Origin of the sequence: Massilia yuzhufengensis (assembly GCF_900112225.1) — a bacterium.
Taxonomy (GTDB): domain Bacteria; phylum Pseudomonadota; class Gammaproteobacteria; order Burkholderiales; family Burkholderiaceae_D; genus Telluria; species Telluria yuzhufengensis.
The window spans coordinates 1-26387 of sequence record NZ_FOLD01000027.1; the positions used below are offsets into that span (position 1 = coordinate 1).

Annotated in this window: 19 protein-coding genes and 1 pseudogene; 10 read left to right on the top strand and 10 right to left on the bottom strand. The window is 66.1% G+C overall.

Translation table 11 applies throughout. The annotated features are described in order from the left end of the window. Positions 1-154 (top strand): annotated as a pseudogene (locus BM031_RS26075) (transposase); the annotation flags it as partial. A gap of 291 nt (positions 155-445) precedes the next feature. On the opposite strand, the gene BM031_RS19155 reads toward BM031_RS26075, so the two are convergent. Together BM031_RS19155 and BM031_RS19160 are read right to left on the bottom strand one after the other, a co-directional pair. Next, positions 446-1375 (bottom strand): PfkB family carbohydrate kinase, encoded by a 930-nt coding sequence (locus BM031_RS19155; protein WP_091876157.1) that lies wholly within the window; start codon positions 1373-1375, stop codon positions 446-448. Then, positions 1372-1986 carry a glutathione S-transferase family protein gene (locus BM031_RS19160; RefSeq protein WP_091876158.1) on the bottom strand — a complete coding sequence of 205 codons (615 nt, stop codon included), beginning with the start codon at positions 1984-1986 and terminating at the stop codon, positions 1372-1374. Before BM031_RS19160 ends, BM031_RS19155 begins: the two co-directional genes overlap by 4 nt. A 128-nt stretch (positions 1987-2114) precedes the next feature. Here BM031_RS19160 and purB point away from each other — a divergent pair, with 128 nt between their 5' ends. After that, positions 2115-3494, top strand: coding sequence for an adenylosuccinate lyase (gene purB, locus BM031_RS19165; protein WP_091876159.1), 1380 nt, complete (start codon positions 2115-2117; stop codon positions 3492-3494). A gap of 47 nt (positions 3495-3541) precedes the next feature. On the opposite strand, the gene BM031_RS19170 is transcribed toward purB, so the two are convergent. Further along, positions 3542-5515 (bottom strand): TOL_0244 family TonB-dependent receptor, encoded by a 1974-nt coding sequence (locus BM031_RS19170; RefSeq protein WP_091876160.1) that lies wholly within the window; start codon positions 5513-5515, stop codon positions 3542-3544. Between the two features lie 197 nt (positions 5516-5712). Between BM031_RS19170 and BM031_RS19175 the strand changes: the two genes are divergently transcribed. Genes BM031_RS19175 through BM031_RS19185 form a run of 3 tightly spaced genes read left to right on the top strand, consistent with a single transcriptional unit; the run spans position 5713 to position 7404 of the window. Then, on the top strand, positions 5713-6258 hold the full coding sequence (locus tag BM031_RS19175) for a cytochrome b (RefSeq protein WP_091876161.1): 546 nt from the start codon (positions 5713-5715) through the stop codon (positions 6256-6258). After that, a complete protein-coding gene (locus BM031_RS19180; RefSeq protein ID WP_091876162.1) occupies positions 6258-6809 on the top strand; it encodes a YceI family protein in 552 nt (183 codons plus the stop codon). The genes BM031_RS19175 and BM031_RS19180 overlap by 1 nt, the downstream gene beginning before the upstream one ends. 31 nt (positions 6810-6840) lie before the next feature. Beyond that, positions 6841-7404 (top strand): YceI family protein, encoded by a 564-nt coding sequence (locus BM031_RS19185; protein ID WP_091876163.1) that lies wholly within the window; start codon positions 6841-6843, stop codon positions 7402-7404. Between the two features lie 92 nt (positions 7405-7496). Here BM031_RS19185 and BM031_RS26080 read toward each other — a convergent pair whose 3' ends face one another. Then, on the bottom strand, positions 7497-9002 hold the full coding sequence (locus tag BM031_RS26080; RefSeq protein WP_091876164.1) for a hypothetical protein: 1506 nt from the start codon (positions 9000-9002) through the stop codon (positions 7497-7499). A gap of 279 nt (positions 9003-9281) precedes the next feature. Between BM031_RS26080 and BM031_RS19195 the strand changes: the two genes are divergently transcribed. From BM031_RS19195 to BM031_RS19210, 4 genes are all read left to right on the top strand, one after another. After that, complete coding sequence (locus BM031_RS19195) at positions 9282-9551, top strand: GlsB/YeaQ/YmgE family stress response membrane protein (RefSeq protein ID WP_091876165.1); 270 nt, start codon at positions 9282-9284, stop codon at positions 9549-9551. Between the two features lie 73 nt (positions 9552-9624). Next, positions 9625-10902, top strand: coding sequence for a cardiolipin synthase (gene cls, locus BM031_RS19200; RefSeq protein WP_177207822.1), 1278 nt, complete (start codon positions 9625-9627; stop codon positions 10900-10902). Positions 10903-11008: 106 nt separating this feature from the next. Further along, positions 11009-13168 carry a S46 family peptidase gene (locus BM031_RS19205; protein WP_091876166.1) on the top strand — a complete coding sequence of 720 codons (2160 nt, stop codon included), beginning with the start codon at positions 11009-11011 and terminating at the stop codon, positions 13166-13168. A gap of 215 nt (positions 13169-13383) precedes the next feature. Beyond that, positions 13384-14472, top strand: a complete 1089-nt coding sequence (locus BM031_RS19210; protein WP_091876167.1) for an alpha/beta fold hydrolase — start codon at positions 13384-13386, stop codon at positions 14470-14472. 279 nt (positions 14473-14751) lie between these two features. Here BM031_RS19210 and BM031_RS19215 read toward each other — a convergent pair whose 3' ends face one another. Continuing rightward, positions 14752-15390, bottom strand: coding sequence for a CatA-like O-acetyltransferase (locus BM031_RS19215; protein WP_091876168.1), 639 nt, complete (start codon positions 15388-15390; stop codon positions 14752-14754). A 1-nt stretch (position 15391) separates the two neighbouring features. Continuing rightward, a complete protein-coding gene (locus BM031_RS19220; RefSeq protein WP_091876169.1) occupies positions 15392-16858 on the bottom strand; it encodes an APC family permease in 1467 nt (488 codons plus the stop codon). Positions 16859-17085: 227 nt separating this feature from the next. Between BM031_RS19220 and BM031_RS19225 the strand changes: the two genes are divergently transcribed. Beyond that, complete coding sequence (locus BM031_RS19225) at positions 17086-18273, top strand: globin domain-containing protein (protein WP_091876170.1); 1188 nt, start codon at positions 17086-17088, stop codon at positions 18271-18273. Positions 18274-18290: 17 nt separating this feature from the next. On the opposite strand, the gene BM031_RS19230 is transcribed toward BM031_RS19225, so the two are convergent. From BM031_RS19230 to BM031_RS19245, 4 genes are all read right to left on the bottom strand, one after another. Further along, positions 18291-19151 carry a GIN domain-containing protein gene (locus BM031_RS19230; protein WP_091876171.1) on the bottom strand — a complete coding sequence of 287 codons (861 nt, stop codon included), beginning with the start codon at positions 19149-19151 and terminating at the stop codon, positions 18291-18293. Between the two features lie 124 nt (positions 19152-19275). Then, the gene (locus BM031_RS19235) at positions 19276-20394 is read right to left on the bottom strand and encodes an NADH:flavin oxidoreductase/NADH oxidase (RefSeq protein WP_091876172.1); all 1119 of its coding nucleotides are present in this window, start codon (positions 20392-20394) and stop codon (positions 19276-19278) included. A gap of 168 nt (positions 20395-20562) precedes the next feature. Beyond that, a complete protein-coding gene (locus BM031_RS19240; protein WP_091876173.1) occupies positions 20563-21564 on the bottom strand; it encodes a succinylglutamate desuccinylase in 1002 nt (333 codons plus the stop codon). Positions 21565-21568: 4 nt separating this feature from the next. Further along, entirely contained in the window at positions 21569-26284 is a 4716-nt protein-coding gene (locus BM031_RS19245) for an NAD-glutamate dehydrogenase domain-containing protein (protein WP_091876174.1), read from the bottom strand. Positions 26285-26387: the final 103 nt, after the last annotated feature.

Here is a 26387-nt window from a genome sequence, read left to right on the forward strand (position 1 = left end):
GAAATCGCCCAGCGCTATAAGGAACGCTGGGGCATCGAACTGTTCTTTAAGTGGATCAAACAGCATTTGAAGATCAAGTCGTTCCTGGGCCGCTCGGAAAATGCAGTCAGAATCCAGATCCTGACTGCCCTGATCACTTACTTGCTCGTGGCTCTGCTGCACCATTCAAGGCAAGCCACCAACTCGCTGTGGGACTTTCTCTGCCTGATCAGCGCCACCCTTTTCCAACGTCCTGACGCGGAAGCCGCTGCTGTCCGAAGGCGACGAGAATGGCAGACGCACGCCAAAAATCAGGGGTGCCTATTCTGATGAAGAGGTCAACAGAATTATTCCGGACAGCAGTGCGCCTGCGCGGGGATGACGGTTTTTAGGCCAACATACTAAGCACGTCGTTCCCGCGAAGGCGGGAACCCAATCTTGCGTGAACAGCCTCTAGCTCAGGCCACTAGCGCCACTTCCTCACCCACCCATCATAAAACCCCAAATCCCGCGGCACCGCCCCCGGGATCGCGCAGATCGCCCCCGCGAACTCGTTGGCCCGCGCCAAGCTAAGCTCCAGCTCCCACCCCCGCATCCTGCCCAGCAGGAAAATCGCCGAGAACGCATCCCCCGCCCCCACCGTGTCGATGACAAACGGCGGCGCCGGATTGTCGCGGTTGAGCAGCACGCCGCCGTCGGCGCTGAAGTAGACCGAGCCGCGGTGGCCCAGCGTGACGATGAGGCCATCGAGCGAGAACATCTGGAGCAGCGCCTGGCACGAGGCGCGCACTTCGTCGGCCGCCAGCGCGCGCTCGTCCGGCGCGATCTGGAAGTACCACTGGAACATCGCCTGCAGTTCTTCCTCGTTGACCTTGGCGATGGAGGCCGCCTGCAGCGAGCGCGTGACGCAGCGTTCGTCGTACTGGCCTTCGCGCAGGTTCAGGTCGAGGTAGCGCGGGACCGCCGTGGCGCCGAGCAGCGCGGCCAGCGTGGTGCGCGAGCGCTCGCTGCGCTGGGCCAGGGTGCCGAAGTACAGGATGCCCGGCTCGACAGATGCCAGCGCGCCGAGCGCCTGGGCGCGGTCGATGAAATCATAGGCCTGGTTGGGCAGGATCGTGAAGCGGTGGCCGCGCGCGCCGCGCTCGACCAGCACGCGGCCGGTGTCTTCGATGGCATCGACCTGCAGCCCGGCTTCGCTCATCGCGAAGCGCTCGAACTCGGCGCGCACCGCCATGCCCGGCTGGTCGTTGCCGATCCGGGTGATCATCAGCTGCGGGGCCATGAAGGCCGCCAGATGGCGCGCCACGTTGAAGGGCGCGCCGCCAACCACCTGCTCGGTGCTGAAGTCGTCGACCAGCGCTTCGCCGAAGACGACCGTGGCGAGGAGTGCGCTCATGCGGCGAACGGCACGGTGTCGCGGAAGGACGCGCGCTCGGACAGTTTGTCGAACAGGCGCGCCAGGTTCGGATACTCGCCGCGCCAGTCGATCTCGGGGAAGCGCAGCGCCAGCCAGCCCAGGGTGCAGCCGACGGCGACGTCGGCCAGCGTGTAGTGCACGCCCATGCAGTGCGGCGACTCGCCCAGCTTGTCGGACATCACGCGCAGGCCCGCATGCACCTTGCCCATCTGGCGTTCGATCCATTTGGCGCTCTGCTGCTCCGGCGGGCGTTCGCGGCGCTCCAGGAAGACCGTGATGGCGGCATCGATCACGCCGTCGGCCAGCGCTTCCCACACCTTCACTTCGGTGCGCTCGCGCTTGATGGTCGGCAGCAGCTTGCACACCGGCGTGAGGGTGTCGAGATATTCGACGATGACGCGCGAATCGTAGAGCGTGGAGCCGTCTTCCATGACCAGGCAGGGGATCTTGCCGAGCGGGTTGACCGCCTGGATGGTGGTCTCCGGGGCCCAGACGTTTTCCAGCACCAGAGTGAAATCGAGCTTTTTCTCCGCCATCACGACGCGGACTTTGCGTACATAGGGACTGGTGACTGAACCGATGAGTTTCATAAGTGCCCGGGTAAGAAGATTGGATGCCAGTATAGCATCGCCGTTTTGCCTGCCGCCGGTGCGGGGCGGGCGGCGGCGGCACAATCGGCCCGATGGTAAAATCGACGTTTTTGCACGGACCGCCCGCCATGACCTCTACCGTCCCCTCCCCTACCCTGTCGGCCCTGTCCCCGCTGGACGGCCGCTATGCGTCGAAAACCGACAAGCTGCGCCCGATCCTGTCGGAAGCGGGCTTCATGCACCACCGCGTGAAGGTCGAGATCGCGTGGCTGCAGGCGCTGTCGCAGGCCGGTTTCCCGGAGATCAAGCCGTTCTCCAGCGAGGCCAACGCCCACCTGGAAGGCATGGCCGCCAGCTTCGGCGACGCACAGGCGGCGCGCATCAAGGAGATCGAGGCGGTCACCAACCACGACGTCAAGGCGGTGGAGTACTGGCTCAAGGAGCAGGTGAAGGACGTGCCGGAACTGGTAGCGGCGAGTGAGTTCATCCACTTCGGCTGCACCTCGGAAGACATCAACAATACCTCGCACGGCATGATGCTCAAAGCCGCGCGCGACGGTGTGATGCTGCCGATGCTGCAATCGATCATCGCCAAACTCACCGAGATCGCCCACACCAACGCGGACCTGCCGATGCTCTCGCGCACCCACGGCCAGACCGCCAGCCCGACGACGCTGGGCAAGGAGTTTGCCAACGTGGTCGCGCGCCTGCAGCGCGCCATCGAACGCATCGCCGGCGTCGAGATCCTCGGCAAGATGAACGGCGCGGTCGGCAACTACAATGCGCACTTGTCGGCCTACCCGGGCTTCGACTGGCCGGCCTTCTCGAAAGAAGTGATCGAGCAGCGCCTGGGCCTGGTGTTCAACCCGTACACCATCCAGATCGAGCCGCACGACTACATGGCCGAGATGTTCGACGCCTTCGCCCGCGCCAACACCATCCTGCTCGACCTGAACCGCGACATCTGGACCTACGTCTCGCTGGGCTACTTCAAGCAGAAGCTGCGCGCCGGCGAAATCGGTTCGTCGACCATGCCGCACAAGGTCAACCCGATCGACTTCGAGAACTCCGAAGGCAACCTGGGCCTGGCCAATGCGGTGCTGCGCCACATGGCCGAGAAGCTGCCGGTCTCGCGCATGCAGCGCGACCTCACCGATTCGACCGTGCTGCGCAATATCGGCGTCGGCTTCGGCTACACCCTGCTGGCCTACGACAGCTGCCTGCGCGGCCTGAACAAGCTGGAAGTCAATGCTGCCCGCCTGGAAGCGGACCTGGATGCGAGCTGGGAAGTGCTGGCCGAGCCGGTGCAGACCGTGATGCGCCGCTATGGCATCGAGAACCCGTACGAGCAGCTCAAGGAACTCACCCGCGGCAAGGGCATCACGAAAGAGGCGCTGCAGGAGTTCATCGGCAAGCTGGCGGTGCCGCAGGAAGCCAAGGACCTGCTGCTGGCGATGACGCCGGCGAACTACACCGGCATCGCCGCGCAGCTGGCCAAAGCCATTTGATGTCGTTGCCGGGCGGGTGGCATGGCCGCCCGCCCGGCATTGCATCGTCAGTTAGTCCACACCAGCTTCACTCCCACCCGGCGGCCGATCTCGGCCCGCGTCTCGCGCGGCCCGTATTCGCCATGGCTGCCGTTCAGGTTCTGTCCCACCACCGACAGCTCCAGATTGCGCGCCAGGCGCCAGCCGAAGCGCGCGTCCAGCGCCCAGTAGCCCGGCACCGCCGGATTCTCCAGCGCCGCCACCTTGCGCAGCGCCACTTCCAGCTCGCGCCGGTCGTCAAAAGCGTAGTGGGAACGCAGCTGCAGCGTGTGTTCCGGGTCCTTGCCGGTCGAGCCGGGGCCGGCGGCGTCGTTGCTGCCCGGTTTCAGGCGCAGCCGCTGATGCAGCGCCGTGAAGCCGGCCGACAGGCGCCACGCGCTTGACGCCTGGTAGCTGCCCCACATCTCGATGCCGGTGGCTTCCCCTTCCATCAGGCTGCCGAAGGTGAGGAAGGTCTGGGTCGGATCGATTTCCTGGGTGCGCAGGTGGTCGTACTGGTTGTGGAACATCGTCGCCGAATAGGACAGCCCGGCAAACGGCTGGCCGCGGTAGCCCAGTTCGGCCACGCGCGCCACTTCCGAGCGCACCTGCGGCCCGCCGCGCAGCAGGTAAGGCGGGCGGCCCGGGATGAAGGCGTCGACGTCGAGCCGGGTGGGCCCGCGCACGGTGCGCGACAGCGCGGCCCAGAGCGCGTGGCGCGGCGCCAGGCGCCACGACAGGCGCGCGGTGGGCAGGAATTCGTTGCCGGTATAGTCGTTGCGCTCGACCCGGGCGCCCAGCGTCAGGCTCAGGTCGGGGCGCAGGGCGATCTCGTCCTGCGCGTACAGGCTGGCCCAGGTCTGCTCTTCGCTCGCCGGCAGGAAGGCGATCACTTCGCTGTTGTCCACCTCGTCCCAGCTGTGGCGCAGGTTGGCTCCCCACATCAGGCTGTGGCGGCCCCAGGCCGGCAGGGTGTGCTCGAGCTGAAGGTCGGCAATCTGGAGCGACTCGGTAAACGTCGGCGGCACCGCGCGCCGCGTGTGGTCGAGGTAGGCCTGCACCGAGAGGCGCCCGCCGTCGTCCAGGGCGCGTTCCCAGCGCGCGCTCAGGTTGGCGCCTTCGGTGTCGATGTCGCCCAGGCGCAGCGCGGTGCCGGTGACCGAGATCGCGCCCGGCTCCGGCTGCCCGAGCGTGCCGCGAAACACGTTGCCGTTGACGCTGAAGCTGTCCGCGCCGCGTTCCCAGTCGGCGCGCATGCCCAGCTGGGCCTGGCGCCAGTCGTCCTCGATACGCAGGCCGGCGGCGGTGTCGCTGCGCGCATGGCGCAGCAGCTTGCCGTGCACGCGCCAGCTGGCCTCGCCGCTGCGCCCGCCCTGGCGGAAGGCGGCGTCGCCGCCATCGCTGCCGGCGCGCAGCACCGCCAGGCTGCCCTGGGTCGCGCCGGCCGGGCGGGTCGTGATGTTGATGACGCCATTGACGGCATTGACGCCCCACATGGTGCCGCCCGGGCCGCTGATGACTTCGATGCGTTCGACGTCTTCCAGCATCAGGTCCTGCATATCCCAGAACACGCCCGAGAACAGCGGCGCATACACCGAGCGGCCGTCGATCATCACCAGCAGCTTATTGGGAGCGCTGTTATTGCTGCCATTGAGGCCGCGCGCGCTGATGGCATAGCCGTAGCTCGAACCTTGCGCCACGTGCAGGTTCGGCGCCAGGCGCAGCGCTTCCGGCAGGCTGCGCGCGCCGGCGCGGCGGATATCGTCGGCGGTAATCACGAACACCGAGGCCGGCGCATCGAGCAGGCGCTCGGGCTTCTTCGACACCGACGTGACCTGGATATTGGCCAGCTCTTCGATCGACAGGTCGGCGAAATCGTCGGAGCCGGCAGCCAGCTGGTCTTCGGACGCGGCGGTGGCGGGAAGCGCCAGCATGGCTGCCAGGCAGGCCACGGCGAGGCGGCTCGGGGTGGGGTGGAACGGCAGGCGTCGGGTGGCGGACATGGTGTGCTCCCTGGCTCTTATATTGCCGCCAGCAATCTGTAATAAATGTCTAGTGCGATGGATTTTACATTCCGAACGCGGCAGCTGTGCAGTTTTTCCGAACCGTGCTAGTGTACCCAGCGGAAATAAGCACCCGCAGTGGGCTTCCGTAAACACTGGTATAGTTAGTCCTAATGCGTACAACTTTCCAAAATACTATGCATCGCTACACGCTTCCAGCCATCGTCCTGCACTGGCTGATCGCCTTGCTGATCGTCGGCACCTTCACGCTCGGCCTCGTGATGACCGACATCCCGGGCCTGACGCCTACCAAGCTCAAGTACTACTCCTGGCACAAGTGGGCCGGCGTGACCGTGCTGGCGTTGGCCGCGCTGCGCCTGCTGTGGCGCCTGCTGCGCCGGCCGCCCGCGTATGCCGATCCCATGCCGGCCTGGCAGCGCGGCGCCTCACATGGCCTGCACTGGCTGCTCTATGCGCTGATGTTCGCGGTGCCGCTGTCCGGCTATTTCTACAGCCTGGCCTCGGGCATCCCGGTGGTATGGTTCGGTATCGCCGAGCTGCCGGTGCTGATTGCGCCCGACCCGGCGCTCAAGGCCGTGCTGAAAGATGTCCACTACTGGCTCACCATGCTGCTGGCCGCCCTCGTCGGCCTGCACGTGGCGGCCGCGTTCAAGCACCTGCTGGTCGACCGCGACGGCGTGATGGGACGCATGCTGCCTTTTTCCACCCGTAAGGAACGATGATGAAACCATTCACAGGCCTGCTGCTCGCCTCCCTGCTCGCCAGCGCCATCGCCGGCGCCGCCCCGCTGAAAGCCGACCCCGCCAGGAGCAGCGTCACGGCTGTGTTCAAGCAGATGGGCGTGCCGGTCGAAGCGAAGTTCAAGCAGTTCAGTGCGCAGATCGACTACGACGCCGCCAAGCCGGCCGCGTCGAAAGCCAGCGTCGACATCATGACCGCCAGCTTCGACCTGGGCGACGCGGACATGAACAAGGAAGCGACCAACAAGGACTGGTTCAATGCGGCCCAGTTCCCGAAAGCGAGCTTCGTGTCCTCGAGCATCGTGCCGGCTGGCGCGGGCAAATTGACCGTCAGCGGCAAGCTGAGCATCAAGGGCCGCAGCGCCAACGTGAGCTTCCCCCTCACGACCAAAACCGAAGGCGGGAAACAGGTATTCGAGGGCCAGCTGCCGATCAGGCGCCTGGCCTTCAATATCGGCGAAGGCGAGTGGAAGGACACCAGCATGGTCGCCGATGAAGTTGTCATCAAGTTCCGCGTCACCGCGGGCCAGTAATCACCACGTACGTCAACAAGGATAGATTCAGATGAAAATCAAACACATGATCGCGGCCATCGCCGCCCTGAGCGCCGGCGTCGCCTTCGCTGCCGATACCTACAAGATCGACCCGAACCACACCTACCCAAGCTTCGAAGCCGACCACGGCATCTCGGTCTGGCGCGGCAAGTTCAAGAAATCCGAAGGCAGCGTGACCCTGGACCGCGCGGCGAAAACCGGCAGCATCGACATCACCATCGATACCAGCAGCGTGGACTTCGGCCACGACGGCATGAACGCACACGCGAAGAAAGCCGACATCCTCGACGCCGTCCAGTTCCCGACCGCCACCTTCAAGGCAAAATCGATCAAGTTCACCGGCGATGTACCGACCTCGGCCGACGGCGAATTCACCCTGCGCGGCGTGACCAAGCCGCTGACCCTGACCATCAACAAGTTCAAGTGCGTCGAGAACGCCCAGCTCAAGCGCGAAGTGTGCGGCGCCGACGCCAGCGCCGTGTTCAACCGCGGCGACTTCGGCGTGAACATCGCCCTGCCGCGCTTCGCGCCGGAAGTGAAGCTGGCCATCCAGGTGGAAGCCGTCAAGCAGTAATCGGCATTCCCATAGAAAAAGCCTCGCTGCCATAAGGCAGCGAGGCTTTTTTTCATCCGTACACCGCCCCGGCGGGGCGGCGCGGGGGAGGATTAACGGCCGTCGCGGTCCAGGTCACCAGGGATGGCGCGTTCGACCTTGTGCCATGCGGCGCGCGAAGCGTGCTTGGCCTGGTCCCAGCTCAGGCGCGAAGCACCCTTGGTACGGTCCCACTCGCTCGACAGCTCGTTTTCGTGCATGTCGTAGCCGCCTGGATAGCGGCCGGCCGAGTTGTAGCCCAGCGCATAGGCCGGTGCATAGTCGTCGTAGGTATAGCCAGGGGTGTAGTACGGCTGGGTCTGGTACTGGGTGCGCCAGTGGGCGTCTTCCTCGGCCGGGTTGACCATCTTGGCCACGCCCTTGCCCGCCATGCCGCCGATGGCCGCGCCGATGCCGGCGCCAGCCACCGCACCGATCGGGCCGCCCAGGGCTGCGCCGATCACGGTGCCGCCGACTGCCGCGCCGCCGGCTGCGCCGACGCCGGTGCCCAGGTGGTGGTCATTGAGTTCGTCGCCCGCTTTCGGGTTGACGACTTCGCCCGTCCCTTGGCCGGCCGCGCCGCCTGCCAGGCCGCCGATGATGGCGCCCGCAGCGGTGCCGATCGGGCCGGCCACCGAGCCGACCGCCGCGCCAACCGCTGCGCCGCCGGCGCCGCCGACGCCTTGCGCCAGGTGGTGGTCATTCAGGTCGTCGCTTGCTTTCGGGTTCACGACTTCGCCAGCACCCTTGCCGGCTGCGCCGCCCGCCAGGCCGCCGACGATCGCGCCAGCCGCCATGCCGATCGGGCCGGCGGCAGCGCCTGCCATGGCGCCGACTGCCGCGCCGGTACCGGCGCCGGTGCCCTTGGCCAGGTAGTGTTCCGACAGGTCGTCACCGGCCTTCGGGTTGACCACTTCGCCCACGCCCTTGCCGGCCATGCCGCCGGTCACGGCGCCGATGGCGGCGCCCGCCACGGTGCCGATCGGGCCGGCCACCGAACCGATGCCTGCGCCGACGATGGCGCCGCCGACCGCGCCGATGCCGGCGCCGATCACGTGGCTACCGCCGTTGTCGGTAAACGATTGTTCGATGTGGCGTGCATCTTCGTCCGAACGGGCGTTCACGCCCATCACGATGCCGCCCTGCTTGATGCCTTCTTCGTAGTGCGCAGCACGGTCTTCAGGAATGCCTGCGCCGATCAGCGCGCCGATCAGGCCGCCGGTGAGGCCGCCGGCGCCGGCGCCGGCCAGTGCCGCGGCCAGTGGGCCAGCGACGACCAGGCCGAGGCCCGGCAGCACGAGGGTGGTGCCGACGGCGGCGATACCCGCCAGCACGGCGCCGATGGTGCCGCCGATGCCGGCGCCGATGCCAGCACCTTCGGCGGCTTTGCTGCCCAGGTCGGTATCGGTGTCGTTGAAGTGGGTCTTGCGTGCGTCGTCCGACATCATCAGGTTGACGTCGTCCTTGGTGTAGCCGCGGGTCGAGATCGAGCTGTAAGCGCGTTCGGCGCTGGCACGGTCAGGGAACAGGCCGGTCACCATACGGGTATTCTGGTTGTTATTCGAATCGAAGTTGCTCATGGCGAATCCTTTCAAAGGTTCAGGTGCGAGGTCGTGCAAACAGGTATGTCGTTGCAAGTTATGAAACAGTATTCCCCGCGCCTCACCTCTTCTGTTCGCTGACGCACCTACCCGATCTTTTCGCGAGAACGACCGGTTTGAAAGAACGGGAAATGAGATTCGCCGTCTAACGTTCGTTGCCGCACCGACTTGAAGGGGAGCGGTCTTTAGACTTTTCTACATGGCCACGGCAATTCATCGGCCTGGGGGTATGTTTTCTTACTTTGACGGAGGTACACCATGTTATTCATCATTTGGATCGTTGTCGGTGGCATTCTGGGCTGGCTCGCCAGCATGGTCATGAAAACCGATGCAGAGCAGGGCATGATTCTGAACGTAGTTGTCGGTATCATCGGCGCCTTCCTGGGCGGCTGGCTCCTGTCTCCACTGTTCGGTTCCGGCACCATCAACTCGGACGACTTCAGCGTTTCGTCGCTGCTGGTCTCGTTCCTGGGCGCCGTCATCCTGCTGGCCATCGTGAACCTGCTGCGTCGCGGCCGCGTTCGTTAATCGGCACAGTGGATAGTATTTACTGAAAAACCAACGCCTTGTGCGTTGGTTTTTTTTTCGCCTTGATAAGCATATGAGCCCAAAATTGTTCTGGATAATCCTGGTAACGAGTGCCCTGACCCTGGTGGCAGGCATTCTCGTGCTCAATTTCATGCCGGGCGAGAAGCAGATCGAGACCCGCCTCACCCGGCATTACGATTCCAACGACCCCCAGTTCCGCCGCTCGCTCGGCGTGCTGCTCGGGCCACCCATCCTCGAAGGCAACAAGGTCGAGGTGCTGCTCAATGGCGACGAGATCTTCCCGTCGATGCTGGAAGCGATCCGCGCGGCTGAAAAGACAATCACCTTCGAAACCTACATCTATTGGTCCGAGACGATCGGACAGGAATTTTCCGATGCCCTGGCCGAGCGCGCCCGTGCCGGCGTCAGGGTGCACCTGATGCTCGATTTCATGGGCAGCATGAAGATGGACCTGGCCCAGATCGACGCGCTCAAGAAAGCCGGCGTGCTGGTGCAGCGCTACCACAAGCCGGTGTGGTGGAAACTGGCGCGCCTGAACAACCGCACCCACCGCAAGCTGCTCGTGATCGACGGCAAGGTGGGCTTTACCGGCGGCGTCGGCATTGCCGACCAGTGGCGCGGCAAGGCCCAGGACGAGAAACACTGGCGCGACACCCATTTCCGCATCGAAGGTCCGGCGGTCGGGCAAATGCAGGCCGTGTTCAACGACAACTGGCTCAAGGCCACCGGCACCGTGCTCGATGGCCCCGATTATTTCCCGGCCCTGCCGCCGGTGGGCGACATGCCGGCCCAGGTGTTTTCCAGCTCGCCTACCGGCGGCAGCGAATCGATGCACCTGATGTACCTGATGGCCATCACCTCGGCGCGCAAGACGATCGACCTGTCGGCCGCCTACTTCGTGCCCGACGACCTGACCATCCGCACCCTGATGGAGGCGGCCAAGCGCGGCGTGCGGGTGCGCATCATCATGCCGGGCAAATACATCGATTCCGACCTGGTGAAAGCGGCCTCGCGCGAACGCTGGCCGCAGTTGCTGGCCGCCGGCGTCAAGCTGGCCGAGTACCAGCCCACCATGTACCACGTGAAAGCGCTGATCGTCGACACGCTGCTGGTGTCGGTCGGGTCGACCAATTTCGACAACCGCTCCTTCAGCATCAACGACGAAGCCAACCTGAACGTGCTGCATCCGGAATTCGCGCGCCAGCAGGAAGCCATCTTCGAGGCCGACTGGCGCCTGGCCAAGGAAGTCACCAAGGAAGCCTTCCGCGAACGCCCCTGGTGGCAGCGCGTGACCACCGGCGTGGCATCGCTGGTCAAGGCCCAGCTGTAAATACGGTCGAAATAACGGTTGACGGTAGGGATAGGTATTGCCGATACTCTTGGATGCTCCGCGGAGCCCCAAGAGTGATCCCCTTCCTAAAAGACTGACGACGCGAATGAAAAAGACTCTCCTCTCGCTGGCCATCCTCACCAGCTTCGCCGCACACGCGGATGAAGGCATGTGGATGCCGCAGCAGCTGCCACAAGTAGCCAAGCAACTCAAAGCCGCCGGCCTCAAGCTGGACCCGGCCGCCCTGACCAAGCTGACCGAATTCCCGATGGGCGCGATCGTGAGCCTGGGCGGTTGCTCGGCCTCGTTCGTCTCCCCGCAGGGCCTGGTGGTGACCAACCACCACTGCGTGTACAACAGCATCGCGGTCAACTCGACCCCGGAACGCGACCTGCTCGCCAACGGCTTCCTGGCCAAGACCCTGGGCGAAGAACTGCCGGCCGCGCCAGGCAGCCGCGTCTACGTCACCGAGGAAGTGGCGAACGTTTCCGACCAGATCATCACCCCTGAAGTCGCCAAGCTGAACGGCAAGGCCCGCATCGACGCCATCGAAAAGAACCAGAAGAAACTGGTGGCCGAATGCGAAAAGGACGCCGGCTACCGCTGCACCGTGGCCAGCTACTACGGCGGCCTGGAGTTCTACCGCCTGAAACAGCTCGAAATCCGCGACGTGCGCCTGGTGCACGCGCCACCGGCCGGCGTGGGCAAGTTCGGCGGCGACACCGACAACTGGATGTGGCCACGCCACACCGGCGACTACGGCTTCTACCGCGCCTATGTGAGCAAGGACGGCAAGGCCGCCGAGTTCTCGAAGGACAACGTGCCTTACCAGCCGAAACACGTGCTGAAGATCGCCAAGGAAGGCTCGAAGGAAGGCGACTTCATCATGGTGCTGGGCTACCCCGGCCGCACCAACCGCCACCGCCTGCCGTCCGAAGTGTCGTCGACCTTCGACTGGAACTACCCTGCCTTCGTGGCAGCATCGGGTGAAACCCTGGCCATCATCGAGCGCGAGACCAAGACCGACCCGGCCGCCAAGCTCAAGTACGCCGGCCAGATCGCCAGCGTCAACAACTACTACAAGAACCGCAAGGGCATGCTGACGTCCTACGCGGGCAGCGACTTCCTGCAGCGCAAGACCGCCGAACACGCGGCCCTGAAAGCCTGGGTTAACGCGACCCCGGCCCGCAAGGCCCAGTTCGGCGCCGACATCGAGACGGCCGAAAAACTGATCGCGGAACGCGACGCCGGCGCCAAGAAGGGCTTCTACCTGGCCTACGCGCAGCCGAAATTCCTGTCGTCGGCACGTTCGCTGTACCGCCTGGCCAACGAACGCACCAAGCCGGACGCCGAGCGCAAGTCGGGCTTCCAGGAACGCGACCTGGCACGCTGGAACTCGGTCGTGACCGGCCAGGACCGCACCTACGACGAAAAAGTCGACAAGGCGCTGGTGCTGAACTTCCTGACCAAGTACAGCGCCCAGCCGGCCGCCGAGCACGACGCCGCTTTCGATGCTGCCCTCGGCATCCGCGCCGGCATGGGCGAAGCCGAACTGAAGGCCGCCCTGGACCGCATCTACGCCGGTTCCAAGCTGGCCAACAAGGACGAGCGCATCACCTGGCTGAAGAAGTCGCCGGCCGAGTTCCAGGCCTCGAACGACAGCTTCATCAAGGCCGCGGTCGCGATGTACGACGCGTCGATGAAGGAAGAAGCCAAGGACGAAGAACTGGCAGGCAAGATCCAGCAAGCCTACGGCAACTACATGAAGGCCAAGATCGCCTACATGAACAGCAAAGGCCAAGCGGTCTACCCTGACGCCAACGGCACCCTGCGCGTTACCTTCGGCAAGATCGCCGGCCGCGACGTCGGCGCCGACGGCACCGGTTCCTGGACCGCCTTCACCAGCACCAAGGGCGTGGTCGCCAAGCACACCGGCGAAGGCGAGTTCAACGCCCCAGCCGCGCAGCTGGCAGCGATCCAGGCCAAGGACTTCGGCAAGTACGTCGATCCGAAGCTGAAAACCGTGCCGGTCAACTACCTGGCCACGCTGGACATCACGGGCGGCAACTCGGGTTCGGCCGCACTGAACGCCAAGGGCGAACTGATCGGCCTGGCCTTCGACGGCACCCTGGATTCGATCATCTCGGACTGGGACTTCAACAAGGCCATGACCCGCTCGATCCAGGTCGACAGCCGCTACATGCTGTGGAACATGAAGCATGTGGACAAGGCCGACAACCTGCTGAAGGAAATGAACGTGCAATAAGCGTTCGTTGCGTGGCGCTGCAAGGCGCCGTGTGAAAAGCCACGCAACTGCGATGTTGCGTGGCTTTTTGTTTTTGGCGGATGCTCAACTGCGTTCCTTGTTTCGCCCGCCACCCCGCCCGCCCCACCGATCGCGCAGTTCGTCGCGCCCCATGCGCACGCATCGCGCCATGGCGCTATGCTTCCTCCATCAACGCACTCCCTGGGAAGACAAGCATGAAAAAACTCTGGCTGATCTGCGGCGCACTGCTCGTGCTGGCATGCTCCGGCGCCGCGGCGCAGGAACTCCCTGACCCGTACGCCAAGGCGCGCGCCATTGTCGAGGACCTGGGCCGCATCACCGCGCCAACGGGCGTGCAGGACAGCTACAAGACCCGCATCGGCGGCGTCGATCAGTGGCTCAGTGTGCGCGGCCAGGACCGCGCCAATCCCATGATCCTGTTCGTGCACGGCGGCCCGGCCTCGCCCGTGACGCCGACCATGTGGCAGTTCCAGCGCCCGATCGAGGAATACTTCACGGTGGCGAACTGGGACCAGCGCGGGGCGGGCAAGAGCTACGGCGAGACCGATCCGGACAAGGTGGCCGGGACCATCCGCATCGAGCGCTACGTGGACGACGCCATCGAAGTGGCCGAGCACCTGAAGGCGCGCTACGGCCAGCGCAAGCTGGTCCTGATGGGCCACAGCTGGGGCACCATCATCGGCATGCGCGCCGCGCTCAAGCGCCCGGACCTGTTCCATGCCTACGTGGGCGTCGGCCAGGTGCTGGACGTGCGCGAGAACGAGCGCATCAGCTTCGACTACGCCATGGCGCGCGCGACACGCGAGAACAACACGGAAGCGCTGAAGGAAATGGGCACGATCGCGCCCTACCCCGGCGACCAGCCGATCACGCGCGAGCGCATCATCGTCGCGCGCAAGTGGCCGCAGCACTACGGCGGCCTGTCGGCCTTCCGCAGCGATTCAGGCTACTTCTTCCGCGGCCCGCTGCTCTCGCCCGAGTACACCCCAGGCCAGGTAAAGGACATCGACAAGGGCAGCGTGCTGACCCTGGGCCGGGTACTGCCGGAGTTCCTCCAGGTGTCCTTCGCCGCTGTGAAGCGCTTCCCGATCCCGGTCGTGATGTTCGTGGGCCGGCACGACTACACGACGCCCGCGGCGCCGACCGTGGCCTGGATGGAGCAGGTGGACGCGCCGTACAAGCGCGTGGTGTGGTTCGAGCGCTCGGCGCACATGATTCCGTGGGAGGAGCCGGGCAAGACCCTGGTGAGCCTCCTCGAATTCGTCCGGCCGCTGGTTCGGTAAAGTGCGATACGTCGTTCGCGCCACTGGCGCCTACGACGTCCCGTGCAGGCGGGAATAACGCCACTGGCATTATTCCCCCCAAGTTCGATGCGATCCTAAACCTTCAAGCGGTGCGGGCGTGCACGCAAGATTGGATTCCCGCCTGCGCGGGAATGACCTTGGTGAGGCTGGCGATTTTTCCAGCACAGCGCTCCCCGAATCCGGCACACGTGCGTCATTACAAAGAAACCGCAAGGCCTGGGGCGAGGCGCTGGTGCGCCTGAAGACGATGCTCGAGGCCTAGGCCATCATTGCGTCCAGCTCGGCCGCGACCTGCTGCGCCAGCTGGTGGATGTGGAAGCCGTCCACGAAACCGTGGTGGGCCTGCACCGAGAACGGCAGCTCGAGGCGGCCGTTGGCGCTTTCCCTGAACTTGCCCCAGGCGAAGGACGGAATGTCCGGCTCTGCCAGCGAGAAGCTCGGGTGCTGGATCGACGTGAAGGCCAGCCAGGGGATGCAGGTGACGAACACCTGTTCCCTCGCTTCGCGCGGCGTGCGGGCCGCGTACTCCATGTTCAGCGCCACCATGCTGCTCGCCTGCTCGCGCGCCGCGATGCCGCGCGCGACGAATTCGTGCAGGTCGTCCGACCAGTCGAACTGGGCGAAATTCAGGTCATTGTGCTGGTTGACCACGGTGAAGGATGGAATCAGGCGGTCGATGCGGATGACTTCGCCGTCCAGCAGGCGGTAGCGGAAGTTCTCGAGCTTCAGGACCGCACGCAGCACGGCGCACAGCAGCACGTGGAAGGGCGCCAGGCCCTGCGCCTTGCACCACGGCCGGAAATCCGGCAGCGCGAGCGGGAAGCAGATGTTGACCGCCGCGCTGTCCATGGCGTCGAACAGCGCGAAGCGGTCGCGCCGGCGCTCGAAATTCTCCAACTTACGAAGCCTTGTTCAGGCGGCTGTGGCGCATGCTGTACAGGAAGTAGGTTGCCACGGCCGCCGCCATCCAGATGAAGAAGACGCGGAAGGTGGTCGCCGACAAATCCTTCATGATGTACAGGCAGGCGAAGATCGACAGGCCCGGGATCAGGTAGGGGCCGAAGGGCACGCGGAAGGCGCCCGGCTCGCCGCGGCCCTGCTTTGCGCGGATCACGGGCACCGCCACCGACACCACGATGAAGGCGGTCAGCGTTCCCATGCTCACCATGTCCCACAAGAAGGTCGCGTCGACCAGGCCGGCCACCGCGGCCACCACGGCGCACACGATCAGGGTATTGTTGGTGGGCGCCAGGGTGCGCTTGTTCACCTTCTGGAACACCTTCGGGATCAGGCCATCGCGGCTGATCGCATACAGGATGCGGGTCTGGCCGTAGATCGTCACCAGGGTCACCGAGAACACCGAGACCACGGCGCCCGCGGACAGCACCAGCGCCGGCCAGGCCTGGCCGGTCACGTTCTGCAGGATCACCGACAGGCCGGCTTCCTGGCCCGCGAACATGTGCGAAGGCTGGGCGCCCATCGCAGCCAGCGCCACCAGCAGGTAGAACACGGTCACGATCGCCAGCGCCGACAGGATCCCGATCGGCACGTTGCGGCGCGGGTTGTTCACTTCTTCGCCGGCGGTGGCGATGGTGTCCAGGCCAATAAAGGAGAAGAACACGGTGCCGGCGGCGGCGGTCACGCCGGCCATGCCGACGTAGCCGCTCTCGCGGTCGGGGTTGAAGAAGGGCGTGAAGTTGGCGGTGTCGAAACCGGTAAAGGCGATCACGCAGAAGAAGATCAGGATCGCCAGCTTGACCAGTACCATGACGGCGTTGGTGGTGGCCGATTCCTTGGTGCCGCGCACCAGCAGGATGCAGCACATGGCGATCAGGAGCACCGGCGGCAGGTTGAAGTTACCGGGCGTGAAATGGACGTTGTGGTGGTCCGATACGAACATCGGCGAGCGCAGGTGGGCCGGGATCTCCCAGCCGAAGGCGTTCTGCAGGAAGTTATTCAGGTAGTCCGACCAGCCGATCGCCACCGCGCTTCCCGCCAGGCCGTATTCGAGCAGCAGGCAGGCCGCCACGATGAAGGCGGCGAACTCGCCGACGGTCGCGTAAGCGAAGGAATACGAGGACCCAGCGGCCGGCACCCGGCCCGCCAGTTCGGCGTAGCACAGCGCGGTCAGGCCGGCGGTGACGGCGGCCAGCAGGAAGGACAGGATCACGGCCGGGCCGGCCTTTGGCACCGCCTCGACCATCGTGAAGAAGATGCCGGTGCCGATGGTGGCGCCGACGCCGATCATGGTCAGCGGGAACAGGCCGAGCGACCGTTGCAGCCCGCCGCCGGCGCTGTCCCCATCCTCGTGAGGATGCTCAGCTGTTTTCGTGCGGATCAGCTTTTGGCCCAGGGTCAGATTCACGGCATGTCCTTTGGTTAGGCGACTTCAGCGGCGGCATGGGGCCGCCAGCAATCAAAAGGAGCGATTATAGGGTAGTTGTGTTTTCTCAAACAAAATAGTTTTCTTAAAGATGCATTCTTTGAGCATGTTTGATAGAATGGGCGCGTCCGCACGGATTTCCCCATCCCGTCTGGACCATTTTTTTGGCCCTAAACATTCATACTCAATACATCAATCAGGAAACCACCATGATCTCGAGCGCTTCCCGTCCCTACATCGATGCCTCCGTTCCCGTCCTGCGCGAACACGGCGTTGCCATCACGACCACCTTCTACGCCAGCATGTTCGCCGCCCATCCGGAGCTGACCAAGCTGTTCAACATGGGCAACCAGGCCAATGGCGCGCAGCAGCAGTCGCTGGCGTCGGCCGTGTTCGCGTACGCCGCCAACATCGGCAATGCCGGCGCGCTCGGGCCCGTGGTGAGCCGCATCGTGCACAAGCACGCCTCGGTGGGCATCCGCGCCGACCACTACCCGATCGTCGGCCACCACCTGCTGGGAGCGATCAAGACGGTGCTGGGCGAAGCCGCTACCGAACCGCTGCTGGCCGCATGGGAAGAAGCCTATACCTCGCTGGCGCGCCTGCTGATCGAAGCGGAAGAAAAGATGTACGCGCAAGCCGGCGTGGCGCCGGGCCAGACCCGCCCGATGCGGGTGACGGAAGTGGCGCGCGAGAGCGACAACGTGATCTCGATCCGCATGGCGCCACTGGACGGCGGCGTTGTGCCGCCGTTCCAGGCCGGCCAGTATGTCAGCGTGGCGGTGGACTTCAAGGACGGCCGGCGCCAGCTGCGCCAGTACAGCTTGTCGGACGCGCCGGGCAAGGACATGCTGCGGATCTCGGTCAAGCGCGAGGAAGGCGGCGCCCACCCGGCCGGCGAAGTCTCGACCTGGCTGCACAACAACGTGAGCGTGGGCGACATCTTGCACCTGACCCACCCGTTCGGCGACTTCCTCCCCGATACCGAATCGAACGAGCCGGTGGTGCTGCTGTCGGCCGGCGTGGGCATCACCCCGATGATCGCGGCGCTGAACCGCATCGCGATGGTGAACCCGGAGCGCCGCGTGATCTTCGCGCACGCCGCCCGCAACGCAGCCCACCACGCGCACCAGGTCGATGTCGCCGCCGCAAGAGCGCGCATGCCGCACCTGCACGTGGTGAGCTTCCATGAAGAAGGCGACGCGGCCGGCGCCCTGCCCGGCAAGATGGACCTGGCGCGCCTGCCGTCGTGGCCACGCACCGAAACCGATGTCTATATGTGCGGCCCGCTGCCGTTCATGCAGGCGCAATGGAGCGCCCTGCTGGCAGCCGGCGCGCCGGCGGGCCGCCTGCACCGCGAGGTGTTTGGCCCTGACCTGCTGGATAACCTGCTGTAAGCCGATCGCGACAGGCGTCAATCCAGCAGGTGCACGCCCTTGCCGGTGATGTTGCGCTGGCCCGGCTGCCCGTACACCCGGATCCCGCCCGAGCCGCCGCCGTGGGCAACCAGGGATTGCCTGACGGTGGCGCGGATGCCGCCCGACCCATTCGTGGCCAGGTCGGCATCCTGGGTCGACAGGCTGGCCAGGTCCACGCTGCCGGAACCGGCCACGCGGGCGTTCAGCGAGCGCACCACGCCGCCCGCCTGCAGCACGCCCGAGCCATCCACGCTGACGCGCGCATAGTCGCCGCGAATCTCTCCCACGTTCATGCGGCCCGAGCCCGACAGGCTGAGGTCCGCGCTGGCGCTGCGCAGCGCACCCGCATCGAGGATGCCCGAGCCGCTCACCCTGGCGTTCAGGCTGTCGACCTTCCCGGCCAGCCGCACCTGCCCCGAACCGCTCTTGCGCACGTCCAGCGGCGCGCCATCGAGGTTGCTGACCGTGACCTGGCCCGAGCCCGAGGCCCGCACGTCGCTCAGGCGCGGCGTGGTGTAGACGATGCGCACCGGCGCCTTGCTGCGCAGCTGGCGCTCGCTGGCGATGTACAGCGTGTCGCCGCGTTGCTCGGTGCGGATGAAGGGCAGCAGGTTGCCGTCGGCTTCCACCAGCAGCGAGGGCGCGGGGCCGACCCGCACCTCGACCTGCATCGCGCCGCTCACTTCCAGCCGGCCGAGCGTTCCCACCTGGCGCTGGTCGCGCGCCGGAATGCCGTCGCCGTCCACGGCGCTGTCGCTGAACACTGTGCGCATGCGCACGTCGTCATCGTTGGGCGAGACGATGATGGCGCAGCCGCTCAGGGCGGCAATGGCGGCGAGGGCGATGAGGGTACGCATGGCAGGTGTCCTTGATGGGGGTTGTTGACTTGGCATGACTCTAGCAAGCCCCCTCCCCTGCCGCCCGGCGCCTGCGACAGGATGCAAGAATCGCATGCTGAGCTGCGGCCGTGGGCCGCGAACGTCAGCGCTGGCCCAGGCGGGTGCTGCCGAACAGCGCCTTGTGCTCGCGCGGCTGCGAGCGCCAGTACTGGGGCGGCGCGAACACCTGGTCGCCCAGGGTCGCCGCCGCATGCCACGGCCAGCGCGGGTCGTAGAGCATGGCGCGCGCCAGGCCAATGACGTCGGCCTGGCCCTGCTGCAGGATGTCTTCGGCCTGCTGCGCTTCCGTGATCAAGCCCACCCCGATGGTGGCCAGGCCCGTTTCCGCCTTGATGCGCTGCGCGAACTCGACCTGGTAGCCCGGCCCCAGGGGAATCTCTTGCCGCGGCGAGACGCCGCCGGTGGAGACATGCATGAAGTCGCAGCCACGCGCTTTCAGCTCCTGGGCGAAGCGCACGCTCTGCTCGATCTCCCAGCCGCCCTCCACCCAGTCGGTCGCCGAAATGCGCATGCCCACCGCCATCTCCCGTGGCACCGCGGCGCGCACCGCGTCGAAGACTTCCAGCGGGAAGCGCATGCGGTTCTCCAGCGCGCCGCCGTAGGCATCGCTGCGGCGGTTCGACAGCGGCGACAGGAACTGGTGCAGCAGGTAGCCGTGGGCGCCGTGCAGCTCGATGCCGTCCAGTCCCAGCGCGTGGGCGCGCCGGGCTGCGGCCACGAAGCCATCTTTTACGCGCGCCAGGCCCGCGTCGTCCAGCGCCAGCGGCACGGTTTCGCCGTCGGCATGCGGTACCGCGGACGGGGCGACCGTTTGCCAGCCCCGCGGCTGGCCTGGGGGAATATTGGCGCCCCCTTCCCACGGCACCTCGCTCGAGGCCTTGCGGCCCGCGTGGGCCAGCTGGATCGCGATCTTGATGGGGGAATGGCGGCGGATGGCCCGGATGAGCGGGGCCAGCGCGTCCGTGTGCGCGTCGGACCAGAGGCCCAGGTCGTCGGGAGAAATGCGGCCTTCAGGCGTGACGGCGGTCGCTTCGAGGATCAGCAGGCCGGCGCCGGACAGGGCCAGGCCGCCGAGGTGGATCATGTGCCAGTCGGTGGGCAGGCCATCGACGGCTGAATACTGGCACATCGGCGCGATGGCGATGCGGTTGGGGAGTTGCAGGGGGCCCAGGGTGACTGGGGAGAAAAGCATGCTGCTCATGAGGCCTCCGCGTCTTTTCGGGAAAGGCTTCAGTCTAGTGCAGTGGTGGTTTTGGTGCTGGCGACGTCGGTGGGGAACTTGGATTCCCGCCTGCGCGGGAATGACGTGCTGATATTGTTGGCCCCAAGACCGTCGCTCCCGCGCAGGCGGGAGCCTAATTTCGTGTGATCACGCGACCCGCGTCACCATCAACCCCGCACGCAAACCAACCCGCACATCCGGATTCGGAAACACCACCAGCTCCTCCTCATGCTCCACGGTATACACCGTATCGCCGTCGGTCGCGATGACATCGCCCTTCTTCATCGGCGTGAAGTTCCAGGTCTCGCGCCCCACCGACATGGTGAAGGCATCCGACAGCTTGATCACCTGGCGCGCCGTGGCAAACACGTGCGGCGCCGCCCTGGCGGCAAGCCCGGGCTGCCCGCGCAGCAGCCGGTCCAGCGCCTCCGACGCATCGGCAAATTGCGACAAATCGTTCTGCCCCAGCGTGCCGACCCTTCCCAGCTCCACCGTGGTACCGGCAGCGCCATGGTGCTCGCTTGAATAGTAACTATAGGTGCCCACCGACTTCGGGTTCATGATCACCGCCCCGATCGCCGCCTGCCCCAGCCAGTCGATCAGCGCCTTGCGCGCTTGGTCAGCAATCAGCTCCGGCACGATCGCGAACATCGGGTAGTGCGAAGGGCGGATTGCCGTATGCAGGTCCAGGTGCCAGCGCTGCGGCCCTGCCCCGGCAAAGAAATCCACCGTCGCGGCAATCAGGCGGTCGGCGCGCGCCGCTTCGAAGGTGCCGGCCAGCGAACCACGCTCGGCGCGGAACATGCGGTTCAGGTCCGCATCGATGAAACGCTTGCCCTGGGCGATCGCGTCGATGTTCCCGACGCACAGCATCAGGTCCACCGCCAGTGCTTGCGGGGTGCGCGACAGGGCTTCGATGACCAGGGCGACCATTTCGATCGGCCCGGTCTCGTCGCCATGTACGCCCACCGACACCAGCACGCTGGCGCGCGCCGGGTCGGCAAGCGCCGCCTTCACCGTGATGACGCCGCTCGCCGGCAGGCCGACGGCGAAGCCAGCCTCCGTGAAGCGCTGCGCGACCTGGCTGAAGTCTCCTCCAGCCAGCGCGCGCACCGCTTCCGGCAGCGCAGGGTTATCGGCTGCGCTCATCGCCTCAGGCAGCCAGGCGGTCTGGGCTCGAGCCTTCCGACAGGGCCCACACATCCAGCATGGCCTGCTCGAGCTCCACTGGCTGTGCGAAGCCGGTGAGGCCGCGCGCCTCGGTGACTTCCTTCACGGCTGCCAGCGGGTCGCCGCCCTTGCCGACACGCTCGATCACCTGCAGCAGCAGGCGCTGCTGGGTGCGGCGCAGTGCCTGCATCGCGTAGTTGCGCAGCTGTTCCTGCGACTTGCTCTGGGCCGGCAGTTTCAGGCCGCGCTCGAGCGTGTCGATGCCGGCCTGCTGGCGCAGGGCCATGCCGACCTGCAGGAACTGGGCCAGGCTCATGCCGTTTGGACGCTGCACCGACACGGCCGCGAACAGGAAGGTGGCCAGCGACTCGATGGTCTCGACCGCCTTCCAGGCGCCGGTGAACGGTGCCGGCAGGCCGCTGTGGCCGTCGGCTTCCGAACGGGCCGGGCTCAGGCTGCGCAGCTGGTCGGCCTGGCCGAACAGCGTGGACAGCTCGGCCATGCCGTCGGTACCGGCTGGCAGCGACAGCACGCCTTCGATCACGGCGCGCAGCAGCGCACGGGTGCGCGCATCGACCGCCATCGAGACGTCACGCGGCACCTTCAGCGCGTCGGCGTCGAGCGCGTCGAACACCGGCGCCAGGTGCAGCGCCGACCAGGCGCGGGCCCAGGCCTTGACCACTTCGGTCTCGTCGACACGGTGCTCGGCCGCCAGGTCGCGCAGCATCAGCGGACCGCAGCGGTTGACCGCTTCGTTGGCCAGCACGGTCGCCAGGATGGTGTTGGCCAGCGGATGGTCCAGCGGGTCGCGCGTGGCCACCAGCTGGGCCGGGAAGTAGGGGCGCAGCAGCGAGTCGGCCCACGATTCGCCCGTGAGGTCGAGCACCGACAGCGTGCGCTTGAAGCGGTTCTTGACGTTGGCGATGACCACCGCCAGTTCCGGCGCCGTCAAGCCCATGCCCAGTGCCTTGCGGCGGGTCAGCTCGGTGTCGCTCGGCAGCTGTTCCAGTTCGCGCGAGACCGAACCGTCCGACTCCAGGTTCGTGATCAGGGCCGCATAGCCCTCCACGATGGATGCGGTGGCCTGGGCTTGTGCTTCGCGGGTCAGGAGGTGGGTCTGCTGCGTGTTGTCGCGCAGGACCAGGTCTTCCACCGCGCCGGTCATCTCGTTGAGCACGCGGTTGCGGTCTTCTTCCGACAGCTTGCCAGCGTTGACTTCGGTGTCGAGCCAGATCTTGATGTTCACTTCATGGTCGGAGCAGTCCACGCCGGCCGAGTTGTCGATCGCATCGGTGAAGATGCGGCCGCCAGCCAGTGCAAACTCGATACGGCCGGCCTGGGTAGCGCCCAGGTTGCCGCCTTCGGCCACCACCTTGCAGCGCAGTTCGTTGCCGTTGACGCGGATGCGGTCGTTGGCGCGGTCCTTCACCTGGGCGTGGGTCTCGGTCGAGGCCTTGATATAGGTTCCAATGCCGCCGTTGTAGAACAGGTCGACCGGCGCGAGCAGGATGCGGTGCATCAGTTCTTCAGGCGCCAGCGCGGTTTCCTTGATGTCGAGCGCCGCCCGGATTTCCGGCGACAGCTCGATCGAGCGCGCGCTGCGCGGGAACACGCCGCCGCCCTGCGAGATCAGGCCCTTGTCGTAGTCTTCCCACGACGAGCGTGGCAGCACGAACATGCGCTGGCGTTCCTTGAACGAGGTTTCGACGTCCGGCGCCGGGTCGAGGAAGATGTGGCGGTGGTCGAACGCGGCCAGCACCTTCAGCTGGCGCGACAGCAGCACGCCGTTGCCGAACACGTCGCCCGACATGTCGCCCACGCCGACCATGGTCACCGGGGTGGTGCCCATGTCGTGGCCCAGTTCGTAGAAGTGGCGCTTGACCGCTTCGAACGCGCCCTTTGCGGTGATGCCCATCTTCTTGTGGTCGTAGCCGTTCGAGCCGCCCGAGGCAAACGCGTCGCCCAGCCAGAAGCCGCGCTTGACGGCGATGCTGTTGGCGATGTCGGAGAAGGTCGCGGTGCCCTTGTCGGCAGCCACCACCAGGTACGGGTCGTCCTGGTCGTAGCGCACGGTGTTCTCCGGCGGGACGATGGCGCCGCGCACGCGGTTGTCGGTCACTTCCAGCAGGCTGGCAATGAACAGGCGGTACACCGATTCACCCTCGGCCGCGATCACTTCACGCGCGGCGCCGGTCGGCATCTGCTTGCACACGAAGCCGCCCTTGGAGCCGGCCGGCACGATGACGGCGTTCTTCACCATCTGGGCCTTGACCAGGCCGAGCACTTCGGTACGGTAGTCTTCCATGCGGTCCGACCAGCGCAGGCCGCCGCGGGCGACCGGGCCGCCACGCAGGTGCACGCCCTCGAAGCGGCGCGAGAACACATAGATCTCGCGGTAAGGACGCGGTTCCGGGGCCAGCGCCAGGTTGCTGGTGTCGACCTTGAAAATCATCTTTTCGCCGTCGTTCTGGAAATAATTGGTGCGCACCGTGGCCAGGGCCAGGTCCACCAGCGCGGCCATGATTTCTTCGGTGTCGGCGTGGTTCAGGGTCGACACGCCGGCCTTGAGCGCGGCCAGCTTGGCGGTGCCGGCGGCGTGCTCGGACTCGCCCAGTGCCGGGTCGAAGCGCAGCACGAAGGCAGTGACGAATTCCTTGACCAGCGCAGGCTGGGTGCGCAGGGTCTCGGCCATGTAGCGCACCGAGAACTTGGAGCCGAGCTGGCGCCAGTAGCTGATGTAGGCGCGCACCAGCTGCACTTCGCGCATCGACAGGCCGCCTTCGATGGTCAGGCCGTTCATGCGGCCGTCTTCGGCGTCGTTGTTGAACAGCGCCGTGAACAGTTCTTCGGCCACTTCGATGATGCCCGGCTTGACCAGCTTGTCGCCGCTCTCGTCGTCCACCGCCAGTGCGGTGACGTTGTGGCGCACGCCGTCGGCGGTGGTGAAGGACCAGGTCTGCTCGCGGTCGACCGCGATGCCGGCGTTGGCCAGCGCCGGAAGGATGCGCGACAGCGATGGCACGTTTTCGCCCGAGTACAGGCGGATCGAGGCGTCGCGCGCGGCATTGCCTTCGCCGCTACCCGGCTCGACGCGCACGGCGACGCGGTCGGGCTGGCCGTTCTTCATCATGGCGACCAGGTCGCGGAAGGCGATTTCAGGCGCGGTGGCGGTAACAAACGACACCGGCAGATTGGCGCCGAGCTTGCGCACGGCGCTGCGCTGGGCGTGGTCTTCCACGCCATTGGTCAGGGCCGCGAAGCGGTCATGCCAGCCGTCCAGCACCGCCAGCAACGGCTGCTGGATATCGGTTTCCAGGTCGAGCGGATAGCGCGCGGCGTGGGCGATCAGGTAGACGCGGGCCAGTGGGCCGTCGGCCACCAGGGTCTGCACGCGCACGTCGACCGCGCCCGAGCTTTGTTTCAGGGCCTGGGCCAGGGCGGCGGCCACGGCGGCGCTGTAGCGCTCGCGCGGCAGGTAGACCAGCACGTTCAGGTGGCGCGCATACACGTCGCGGCGCGCGAAGACTTTCGGGCGCGGCTGCTTGTACATCGACACGACCGAGCTGCACACCTGGGCCAGCCATTCCGGATCGGCTTCCAGCGCTTCGGTGCGCGGCAGCGATTCGAGGATCTCGACGAACTTCTCGGCGCGGAAGCCTTCCTGGCGCACGCCGGCGATCGACAGCACCTTGGCCACGCGGCCGCGCGCGAACGGCAGCCGCGCCAGCGGGGTGGTGGTGGCGGCGCGGGTCAGCAGGCCGACGAAGCAGTGCTCGCCCAGGATCTTGCCTTGGGCGTCGGTGTTGCGCACGCCGATGAAGTCCAGCGGCTGGTCGCGGTGCAGGGTGCCTTCGACGTCGGCCTTGACGATCGAGAGGGTATCGGCGCGGCGCGACAGGGTTTCGAAGTCGCCCGGGATGTTGGCCAGGCAGGTGCCGTAGACCGGGTGCGCGGTGTCGGCCAGCACGCCGATGCGGCTTGGGATGTCGCGTTCGAGTTCGCGCACGCCTTCCTTGACTGCGTAGTAGGCGTAGCCGAAGGGCTCGAAGCCTTCGTTCTTGGCCCACTCGAGGAAGGCGGCGGCTTCCTGGCCTTCCGGCGTGGCGGCCTGGGACGCCGCTGCGGCAACCGCCGTCATGCGGTCGGCCATTTTCACGGCGTCGCGGTGCACCACGGCGGCGTCGTTGGCCACCATGCGGATGCGCGCGGTCAGCGCGTCAAGTTCGGCGAATTCGAGTTCGTCGCTCATGAGGATCAGCACGATCGATTCCAGCGGCGCGCCGGCTTCGCCGACCGCGCTGGCCAGGCCATTGGCGTCGCGGCGCACGGCCAGCACGGCGTTCATCACGCCGGCCGCCGTCTGGCGCTCCTTGCGCAGGGCCATGACGAAGGAATCGACCAGGTAAGGCATGTCGTCGTTCAGGATCAGCAGTGCGGTGGCCATGCCGCCACGTCCGTCGGAATACTTCATCTGCGCGATCTGGCAGCCAGGGCCGGTGCGCTGGGCCAGCTGCGAGAAACCTTCCCACAGCACCGGCGCCAGGCTCTCGGGCGCGGTGCCGGCCAGGTCTTCGTCATCGAGCGATCCGAGCCACGCGCTGATCAAGGAGCCCACCTGCGTCGGGGCGCCTGCGGCGGACTGGTTTGCATTCACCAGCGCGAGCGTCTGGTTGCGCAAATCTTGAGGCATGTCTTTCATGTTGCTTCTCCAAAGTTGTGTGCCGGGGGCGCGCCTGGCTTGTGGCTTCGCGCCGCCCTGCACTTATATGGACGGGGGTGTCCCGTCCGAATTCCGTGGGCGC